This window comes from Acetobacter pasteurianus subsp. pasteurianus LMG 1262 = NBRC 106471 (assembly GCF_000285275.1).
Taxonomy (GTDB): domain Bacteria; phylum Pseudomonadota; class Alphaproteobacteria; order Acetobacterales; family Acetobacteraceae; genus Acetobacter; species Acetobacter pasteurianus.
On the sequence record NZ_CADO01000017.1, the window covers coordinates 26,408 to 36,350 of the forward strand.

Below are 9,943 nucleotides of genomic sequence, written 5' to 3' on the forward strand. Positions count from 1 at the left end.
TAGAAACAAGAGTTACCAAAGCCGCCTCATTTCAAAGGCGGCAAAGGTTATGATTTACGTGATGGCATCAGAGATGCCAGTATTTGCTTCGCTGACCTACGCACAACGCTGGAGCGCTCAGCTTCTGTTGGCAACGAGGAAAGAAACGCTTTGGCTTGCTGCAAAGTAATATGAGGTGGCAATGGTGGCACATTAGGATCCGTGCGCGCTTCGAGAATAACCGGTCTATCTGCGCCTAAGGCTTCCTCCCATGCAGCAGCTACTTTTTCTGGGTCATCAACATAAATCCCCTTAAGCCCTAGAAGCTCAGCATACTTATGATAAGGAAAATCTGGAATGGATTGGGTTGATTCCGTCTTTCCCTTTCCCAGTTGAATACGCTCCTCCCAAGTAACCTGATTAAGATCCTGATTGTTTAATACAAGAACAATCAATTTTGGATTAGACCATTGCTTCCAGTATTTAGAAATTGTGATCATAACATTGAGGCCGTTCATCTGCATGGCACCATCTCCCATACAGGCAATAACTGTACGTTCTGGAAAAGCCATTTTGCCAGCCATTGCATATGGAGTTCCCGCCCCCAAAGATGCCAAACCACCCGAAAGAGATGCTTTCATCCCTCGTCGCATTTTAAGGTCTCGCGCATACCAATTCGCAACAGAACCGGAATCTGCGGTAATAATAGCATTCTCCGGCAAACGCGATGAAAGCTCCCAAAACACACGTTGAGGATTAAGTGGTTGCGCACTGGCCATGGCGCGCTTTTCCAAAACCTTCCACCATTTCTCAACCTCTTTCTCAATCTTCTTACGCCATGAACGATTGTGATTACGCCTCAGCAGTGGAATAAGAGCCTGCAATGTTGCTGCACTATCACCTTGAAGGTTCACATCCATAGGATAACGAAGCGAAAGATTGGCACTGTTGATATCAATTTGCACACCTCGTGCCTGTCCCGGTTTTGGCAGAAACTCACTATAAGGAAAGGCAGAGCCAACCATCAAAAAGGTATCGCATTCCTTCATTAAATCCCAAGATGGTTTTGTGCCTAACAAGCCGATGGAACCTGTTACATACGGCAATTCATCAGGAACTGCAGCTTTACCCAAAAGGGCTTTGGCAATACCTGCTCCAAGTATTTCTGCAACATCCAGAAGTTCATCAGTTGCATCCAGAGCACCGGCTCCAGCAAGAATAGCCACTTTTTTTCCTGCATTCAGAACCTCGGCCGCAGCACGCAAACCTTCTTCTTCCGGAACTTTACTACCTATTGTTATGCCAATGCCTGTATGTGTGAAACTATGTGCCATCGGCGGTTCTGCATAGGGTAGTAACTGCAAATCATTGGGAACGATAATAACCGTAGGAGCGCATTTATCCCGTGCAATACGCACTGCACGATCAACAGCGTGCCTGATCTGCGATGGTTCAGTTACCGTTATAACATATTCACTCGCAACATCTTTGCAGAGTGATTGCAGATCAACTTCCTGCTGATAATTTGAACCAAGAGCCACCCGTGCCTGCTGGCCCATAATAGCCACAACGCCAACATGATCTAGCTTGGCATCATAAAGACCATTTAGAAGGTGGATAGCACCGGGCCCGGATGTGGCAAAGCAAAGCCCCACCTGCCCTGTAAACTTGGCATGGGCTGTAGCCATAAATGCTGCCATTTCTTCATGGCGTACTTGAACATATTCAAGATGCCCAGCGTCAATTTCGTTTTGAAGGGCTACATCAATACCGCCCACCCCATCTCCCGGGTAACCATAGGCGCGCTTAAGCCCCCACTCCTGAAGGCGTTTCCATAAGAATTCGCTTACATTCATTGGGGGAATCTCCTTTAGAATGAAGCTCATAAACGCCCAGAATTTGGAAAAGTTTCTTTTAAATGTAAGAGAACTTTACAATTTAAAATCAATAAAAATAAGGTCAGATTTATATTTCATATTAACAATCATGCTCTACTACTATGTTAGATAAAAATTCTTCAATAACTGTCCATTCTCCGTCACGTGCAGTAGCTGCAACGTAACCATCAGGCCTTACAAGCCAGATACCGTTTTTACGAGATAGTGAGCATATTTCTGATTTTAACAAGTATGGATAACGTAAAATCATATCTTGTGCTTTCGCATCATCTCTAGCCATAAGCGAAAAATGAGGAACATGACTGTCCTGAGAGTCATGCCTCACAATCAACCGTTGCCCAGGCCTTGGGCCACACCGCCCGCGTGTTAAACCCGCATTAAGTGGACTATCTGGATAACTGATCGTGACCCCGGCGAGCCTGTTGGCAATCTTATGGCGGGCCATTGGAATACTGAAAATCGATTTTACAATAAAGTTACGCACTCTCTGCAACTGACGATTTTTAAGCAGAACAACTTTGGTCATACGTCTGGAATCTGAAAATATCTGCCGTGCAACAGCGCTACGCTCGATACTGTAACTATCTAGCAGGAAGGGTTTAACTTTTTTCTGTTCTACAAGTGCTAACTTCCATGCAAGGTTAAAGGCATCTTGCATGCCCATATTCATACCTTGGCCACCTGCAGGACTATGAATATGGGCAGCATCTCCCGCCAAAAATACACGTCCCTTACGATATTCTCGAACTTTACGTTCATTGACACCAAAATCTGACAGCCATACGGGATCGGACAGAGTAATTCCGCCCGGGCCACGTTGGTCCATAATCGCCTGCATTTCTTCCAGATTTGGCATATGCAATGGTGCCAAACCAAGATCAGCTATGACACGGTAGCGACCTTGATATATTGGAAAGAGCATGACTGCACCATCATGATGCCAAAAAATAGCTGGTTCATCGGATGGAATAGAAAGGCCCGATACATGAACATCAGCAAGCACAAAACTTACGGGAAAAGTGTTTCCTTCAAATGCCAGACCAAGTTGACTGCGCACAAAAGAATGGGCACCATCGCAACCAATAAGCCATGCTGCTTCCAATGTCTCACTCTCACCTTCCTTATGCGTGAGAGTGCAGAAAACACCATCCTTTTTGTCAACAAAGTCTGTTAGTTCCGTTTCACGCTCAACTGTGCCACCAAGAGTTTTGAGGTATTCTTCCAGCAATCTTTCAGTTTCAGATTGAGGCAGCATCAACACATATTTGAAGCAAGAAGAAATTGTCTTGAATGGAATACGGGCAAGAGGCTTATTGCCCCAATAGATACCAAGAGCTTTTGCATGTAGCCCATTGGCTATAAAAGCCTCCACATAACCAGCAGCCTGCAACAACTCCAGAGTGCGGGGCCATATAGCCAACGCCCGGGATTGCATTGTGCGTGTTGGCAATTTATCGACAATTCTGACTGGCACTCCATATCGGGCCAGTTCTACGGCCATGGTCAACCCCACAGGCCCTGCACCAATAACAAGAACAGGCTTCGACATGCTTTTTGTCCGAAGAAACAATTATTCCGGTATACTTAATCTCGCCTGTTTATTAACGCTAAATGGATAAGACCTGTTCCTCTCCAATTCCGAAATATACATGCTGCTTTACACCCAACCGTTCATATATAATGAAACGACAATGCATTGCTGCAAGCATATGTGCTGTTTGCTATAATATGCCCATGACCCAGAAAAGCTCACGCAAAGCCATATCTGACAGGAGCAAACCGCGCTCTCCACACAAACAAAATTGGAAAACAGTTTTGCCTGTGGTGGGTATTCTCTTTGCTCTACTCATAGGGGCAACTGGGCTACGAGTAGTGCTGACATCCCGGTCCCACACCCAGATTGGAGGGCCTTATGCCCTGACAGATGAAAATGGGCATGTCGTCTCACAGGCAGCTTTTCAAGGCCGTTATACGCTTATCTACTTTGGTTACACGCATTGCGTAGATGTCTGCCCGCTTACACTTGCAACCGTATCAGCTGCGTTGGATGAACTGGGATCGCAAGGAAAGAACATTACGCCCATTTTCATCTCGGTTGACCCTGCGCGAGATACTCCTGCCGTTGTAAAGGAATACATCCAACGTTTTTCCTCACGCATTGTGGGTCTAACCGGCACCGAAGCACAACTTCAGCCTATAATGACCGCATTTCATGTCTCAGCACGACGTCGCGCAATAACGGGTGATGGTTATCTTATGGATCATAGCTCGCTTCTGTACCTGATGGACGGCCAGAACCATCTGGCTGGTATGATCCCGGTTGATTCCAGCGCCCATCAAATTGCAGTAGATCTTAAACAGCTTTTACCACCGTCTAAAAATCATCCATCATAAATTTTGATCAGTTCTCCTCAAAACCGGATACGTACACCACCAAAATACGCTCTGGGTGAACCTGCGTAGATAGAGCCTGTACTGTTCATAAGCGTCCGGGCCGTTGCCTGTTGTCCGTTAGCCTGCAAGCTGTCACTGACATTCGTGGCCCCAGCAATATAGGTTTGGTTTGCGACATTTTGCACTTCAAAATACCAGTGCAACCGATGCGCCCACCCAAGCCGGGCTGGCGGATCATAATGCACTTCCAGATTCAACAACGCATAACCGGGAGCTTTCAGACGGTTGGCATTATCTAGCCAGTAAGAATCTCGCCACGTTACCTCGGCGTATCCGCCTAACCCTTCCAGAACACCATCTGGCTGATCGTATAAAAAACGTGCATTGAGAAAATTGGGAATAACACCCGGAATATATTTTCCTTTACGACTGAAACTGCGCGAAAAGTCACTATTTGAAAGGACCTCGGTGTAATTTGTATAAACCTGATTATCATAAGTATAACTGAGCTTGATCCGCCCACCCGGTAACATTGCAGGAAGCGGTTTCCACTCCAGCCCCAGAACAATCCCCCTATGCTGGGAAGCTGGCGCATTAAATGTGTAGGCCCCCACGGTATTCACACCGGCAGACTGGCTTACAAGTTCATTATTGTAGAATTCGTAAAATCCTGTTGCCTGCATAGTTATGTTGGAAGATGGATGCCAATCTGCACCAAGGTCTATCCCAACACTTGTCTGGCTTTTTAATTGTGTGTTGTTGCCGTATTGCCCCTGCGGCGTAATAAACAAATTGGAAGAGGACGGTGTGCCATAAGCCGTGCCGATACGCGTATGAAATGTCCATTTCTTTGATGGTGTGTAAATCAACGCGCCTTCTGGAGCCAGATTGAAGTAGAACCGGTTGGCTGTAATGTAACGCTGATTCTGGCCCGTGGCAGAATAGCTGTAAAGTGTTTCAGTAGCGCCAATATCGGAATATGTTCCGCCAAGCCCCACCACCACATGCCAGTTGGGCGCAAAATGCCAGTCTTCCTGAAACCTTGCACCCAAGTTCCACTGATGACCGTATGATTCCGAATTCATCGCGCCACGGGTAGCTCCACCAAGTGGCATGATATTGTAGATTTGAGAACCAAAATCGAGATAATCGAAGCTGATCCCACCAAAAGTTTCCAGTGACTTACCAGCAAGGTGTGCATGGTTGGTTATATCGGAACTGGCATTGTAGGAATTGTATGGGCCAACATACGCTACCGGTGAGGTTGGCTGATCAATATGCCGCTGATCGTACGTAAACTGATTCCGCCAGATTGTGCGTGCGTTAAAATCATGTTCCCAACGCAAACCAACAACCGTCCGACGGTCAAAACGGCCCAAACCAGCAGCTTGCGGGCTTATGGCTTCCTTTGTTCCGTAGCGCCCATTCACCAGCAGATTAACAGTTGCACATCCTGTTGCTGCATCTGCAGCATTATAACACCCGCGCTGATACGGATTGGCCCGATACTGGTTAAGCGAGAGCCGCACAGGTAAAGAAGCATCCGTAATGTTGTTCACAAACTTCAGGATGAGCCTGTCCGATGATGTGAGATTAACGCGCAGCCGCACATTTTCTGTTGAGGTATTGTAACGGCTATTGGCAATAAACCCATTCCCTCGCACATCGCTCCCGAAAATCATTAGATCGTAATGCTTATTGCCAAGCCCTAACGTTGCGTAATTATTGAACATCCCGAAGCTGCCGAAATCCGAACCAACCTCAAGGCCATGAATATCGGCACCTTTTCGGGTGCGAAAATTGATCGCACCGTTGATGGCGTAATTGCCGTACAGAGTTGAAGCTGGGCCTTCAAACACATCCACACCCTCATAAGCATGTGGGTCAATAAGATCAGCCCGGGCGGTTCCGTCAGGCTGTGTCATCGGGAAACCATCTTCCAGCACTTGTAGATTCTTCAGCCCATAGGACTGACGATCCCCTGAACCTCTAACAGAAACCACAGTATCCCGTGGGCCATTTCCTTGCGTGAAGCTAACGCCGGGAATGGTGACAACCATATCTGCCACGCTCTGCCCGACCTGATTACCAAAACTGCTTCGCTCAGAACTGTACGTTGTTTGCCCTGCCGGATGTGCCATTGCAGATGCACGACTATTTCCCGTTACCGTAACGTGTTCCGTTTTTGCCTGATGCTTAGCCGAAGATACCAGTTTGCCACGGTGTGTCTGGTAGTGCGAATGCGCCATCTGGGCTGTGGCAGCATGCGCATTGGCTGCGGATAAAAGAGTCATGACCGCCATCACTCCGGACAACCGGAGAGGAGTGGCATAAATAGAAAGCATGATTGTGAACCTGAATAAACAACACGAAAAGCCCGCGTGCAAAAACACGCGAGCGGCGCTTGTAACTTCAGGTCAGGCGGGAGGACCTTGCGGACAGAGAGATGTACGTTTTGGCGCTGGTGGACCACGGATGGGAGCAAACATCCATGTTCGGCACATGCTTGCTGCAAGCAGCCCTGCAAAAATACAGAACGCAACACTGAGCAAGAAAAGCTCAAGAGCTTCGGAAAGAAGGAAACTGTCGTCCTGCGGGTCTGTCGCGTGGTGATGCGATCCATCAGGATCAGAAAGGGGTGCCTGATCTTCGCAAAGAATACTGAGTTTTATGAGGTCTTTGAGCGGATCTTCAACCAGAGCCGTTGGAGAAACAACACCACCAAATGTCAGACGTGCAACCAGAGCAAGCAGCACCAGCGGCCAGAAGACCACCAAATGAGTCAAACTGTGAGCACGCGCTGACATCCATAATGACTACCCTAGTTTATCCAAGCAAACCAGAACAGATTTCGTAACCAGAGACAACTCTCAGCACCAATCAGGCTATCATGGCAACTTGCGGCTCTATGTTCATTGGTTCTTTATCCACCAGATATAGACCAGCAGCTTCTACATGTAGAACCAGAACAGTGTGATGGTTTGATTTACATGCACCTAAGGGCAAAACTGCATTCCCTTGCGTCCAACGGCATGTTCCTTCCTCCCGCGCATTCCAGCCCGGAAGATCATCTGTAAGGTAAGCTGTAATGTCACCCCCTTGGTGTGCATCACAAACCGTCACGCGGCTAATCAACACCCCAAGGTTACGTCTATCATCCACATATGGGCCAATTGTATCGCATGGGCGCGCTGAACGAGACATGACCCGAACAACATCAACATTGGCAGGCAACGCAAACACATAACGCTGGCCAATAATACGCAGTGGCACCATTTTTGAACCGTTGGGCAGAACAAGCCTAAGCGCTGGATCCTGCACGTATTCTTTTTCTACTTTGGTAGTAATATCTTCCATTTCAGAAGCACGTTGGACTATCTGAGAATAAAGCGGCTCAACAAAAGAACGATCTGTACAAAGCCTTGTGGCCGCATGTTCATCCCAGTTGCGCGCAGGCCCATTAAAAGCAGATACTACGGTACCCTCTGCTAACGGGCTAAAGTTGCGACGATTTCCGGTATCAAGATAGCTTTCTGTGAAAAGACCATTGGCACGGATTACGGCATGATCTCGCGTTTCTATGTGGTAACATTTATAGGAACGTATCTCGTGCGCATAAGAAATTGTCATGCCATTTACGAGCATTCGAACGGGCACAAAGCATCCATCAAGATAAAGACAATGTTCGGGCGTCACCAACAGGTCATGATGCGGAACACCAGCCGCAAGGGCATCTTTGGAAATACGGATGGGCACACCGGCAATATCAGGCGGACAATCCCTCTGCACCGTAACGTGCTGGCAACCCACCCACACGATATCTTTGGGGGTGATTTCACCGTTGTCAAAAGTCAGGACAGACATACCTGGCCGCAATGTTTCCACTGCACGTTCACCATCGGGGGTGGCAATCATGCCTCCTGGAAGGAAACATACAACAGCTTCCAGCATAAGAGAGCCGTCTGAATCTTTCGCTAGATGGAACTGCTCTGATGTATCCGCTGGAGAAATCGTCAGTGTATAAGTAATGCCATTACTGCTGATAACAACCTGATTGTCCGATACACTAACGGTCGCTTCCGTATCATACGTTACTGTAGAAAAATCTAAAGTATTGCCGACTGCAAAATTTGAAAGTGTTGCGTTAAAAGATGAAGAACTTCCTAAAATAAGTGCTGCACCTCCACTAAAAGTAATTGTTTCCGTGGAAGGCGCACTCCCCTGAAGTGTCAGAGCTGCATTGTCAGCCAGAGATATTGTAGAATAGGACTGATCTCCTGAAAGGATCCAACTTCCGGAAACCGTCATTGTCTGAAAATTAACGGCACCATCGAATGTACCCGAGCCGGACAGATTGACAGTATTATTACCTGCTCCGCCATCGACTGTTCCCGAAATAACCGAACCTGTCTGGATATTTAATGTATCATCACCATCACCAAGCAGAATTGCATCTGTTGTTCCAGAAATTGTGCCGGCATTTGTAATCGTATCTCCAAACGTATCGGTGATATGAATACCGTAACCATCTAGCCCTTGGATGGTGCCATTGTTGGTAATAGTCGTTGCATAAGTTGCATTTCCCTGGCTGCTGTTATCAACCAGAATACCATTTGCAGCTCCGCTTATAAGAGCGCCGCTTTCGTTAACAATATCTCCACCACCAATTGAAACCCCTTCACTCGTATTGGGGTAGCCATCACTTCCGTTTCCGCCTGCGCCCGTTCCTTGAATGGTTCCATAGTTGGTAATGGTTGCATAACCATCTATGTCAACGCCGTCTCCATCACCTGTACCGGAATTATCATAGGCTCCGGTGATAGTTCCGTAATTGGTAACAGTTCCATTCCCGTCTGATCCAACACCTGACCCATCGCGGCCTGTAATCGTACCCCCTGCTTCATTTATGACCGTAACATCGGTACTACTGGTGATGCCGTGACGCGCGCCGGAAATAGAACCCGAATTATCAACTGTTCCGCTGTAATCCTGAAAATCGATCCCATCATTTTTTGTCGCACCATTGGCACCATCTGCATAAATTGTGCCTGCATTTTTAATAGATGCATTTGCCCCCGGACGCAGTGCATCTGCATCTGTAGACTTAACAATGCCATTACTCTCATTGATGATTGTAATAGAAGATGCTGAACTGACAGAATTGAAATCTACAGCCTGACCATCATCTGTAGATTCAATAGTGCCACTATTATCTAACAATAACGTGCCATTAATCAGTGCATCATCAATGCGGATACCATCATCAGATCCGGAAATAGTGCCCGTATTGTTAATAGTAACTGATGTACCTGACGCGGCTATGCCAGATGTATCAATCCCACGCTTACCTGTTGAGGAAAGTGTTCCATTGTTCTGAACAGTTATGGCATCAACATCATCAAGTTCTATGGTTAATGCCGTCTTGGATGACGTAACTGAGGACGTATTCGTATAAGTCTGGTCACTATCCAGATCAATCTGACTGCTCATAAGCTGTATTCTCAACATTAGGTCTATAACTGCCCGACATGAGAGATACATTTCTATAAATTGTTAATACACCTATGCTTAGTTTAACCGAACATTCATAATATAAATCTATAAATTCCCCATCATACACACAAAAAACCCCGCCAACCGATTGGTTGAGCGGGGTTTCAGAAACTGTGCAT

Annotated in this window: 7 protein-coding genes; 1 reads left to right on the top strand and 6 read right to left on the bottom strand. The window is 46.9% G+C overall.

Going from position 1 to position 9,943, the window contains the following annotated elements; genetic code table 11:
• Positions 1–47: 47 nt before the first annotated feature.
• Both APA10_RS05365 and APA10_RS05370 read right to left on the bottom strand, forming a co-directional pair.
• A complete protein-coding gene (locus APA10_RS05365; RefSeq protein ID WP_003630217.1) occupies positions 48–1,835 on the bottom strand; it encodes a thiamine pyrophosphate-requiring protein in 1,788 nt (595 codons plus the stop codon).
• A gap of 121 nt (positions 1,836–1,956) precedes the next feature.
• Positions 1,957–3,426, bottom strand: a complete 1,470-nt coding sequence (locus tag APA10_RS05370; RefSeq protein ID WP_003630218.1) for an FAD-dependent monooxygenase — start codon at positions 3,424–3,426, stop codon at positions 1,957–1,959.
• A 323-nt stretch (positions 3,427–3,749) separates the two neighbouring features.
• On the opposite strand from APA10_RS05370, the gene APA10_RS05375 reads away from it, so the two are divergent.
• A complete protein-coding gene (locus APA10_RS05375; RefSeq protein ID WP_231111211.1) occupies positions 3,750–4,271 on the top strand; it encodes an SCO family protein in 522 nt (173 codons plus the stop codon).
• Positions 4,272–4,288: 17 nt separating this feature from the next.
• On the opposite strand, the gene APA10_RS05380 is transcribed toward APA10_RS05375, so the two are convergent.
• The 4 genes from APA10_RS05380 to APA10_RS15230 form a co-directional block, all read right to left on the bottom strand.
• Positions 4,289–6,664 carry a TonB-dependent receptor family protein gene (locus APA10_RS05380; RefSeq protein WP_174714348.1) on the bottom strand — a complete coding sequence of 792 codons (2,376 nt, stop codon included), beginning with the start codon at positions 6,662–6,664 and terminating at the stop codon, positions 4,289–4,291.
• 24 nt (positions 6,665–6,688) lie between these two features.
• Positions 6,689–7,078, bottom strand: a complete 390-nt coding sequence (locus APA10_RS05385; protein ID WP_035366012.1) for a hypothetical protein — start codon at positions 7,076–7,078, stop codon at positions 6,689–6,691.
• Positions 7,079–7,151: 73 nt separating this feature from the next.
• A complete protein-coding gene (locus APA10_RS05390) occupies positions 7,152–9,812 on the bottom strand; it encodes a Hint domain-containing protein (RefSeq protein ID WP_035366014.1) in 2,661 nt (886 codons plus the stop codon).
• The coding region (locus APA10_RS15230) for a hypothetical protein (RefSeq protein ID WP_214442630.1) at positions 9,745–9,943 on the bottom strand (199 nt) is incomplete at its 5' end. The genes APA10_RS15230 and APA10_RS05390, both read right to left, overlap by 68 nt.

Excerpts from the sequence above, each read along its gene's own strand:
- APA10_RS05365 (WP_003630217.1), bottom strand. The coding sequence starts at position 1,835 with ATGAATGTAAGCGAATTCTTATGGAAACGCCTTCAGGAGTGGGGGCTT.
- APA10_RS05370 (WP_003630218.1), bottom strand. The coding sequence starts at position 3,426 with ATGTCGAAGCCTGTTCTTGTTATTGGTGCAGGGCCTGTGGGGTTGACC.
- APA10_RS05385 (WP_035366012.1), bottom strand. The coding sequence starts at position 7,078 with ATGTCAGCGCGTGCTCACAGTTTGACTCATTTGGTGGTCTTCTGGCCG.
- APA10_RS05390 (WP_035366014.1), bottom strand. The coding sequence starts at position 9,812 with ATGTATCTCTCATGTCGGGCAGTTATAGACCTAATGTTGAGAATACAG.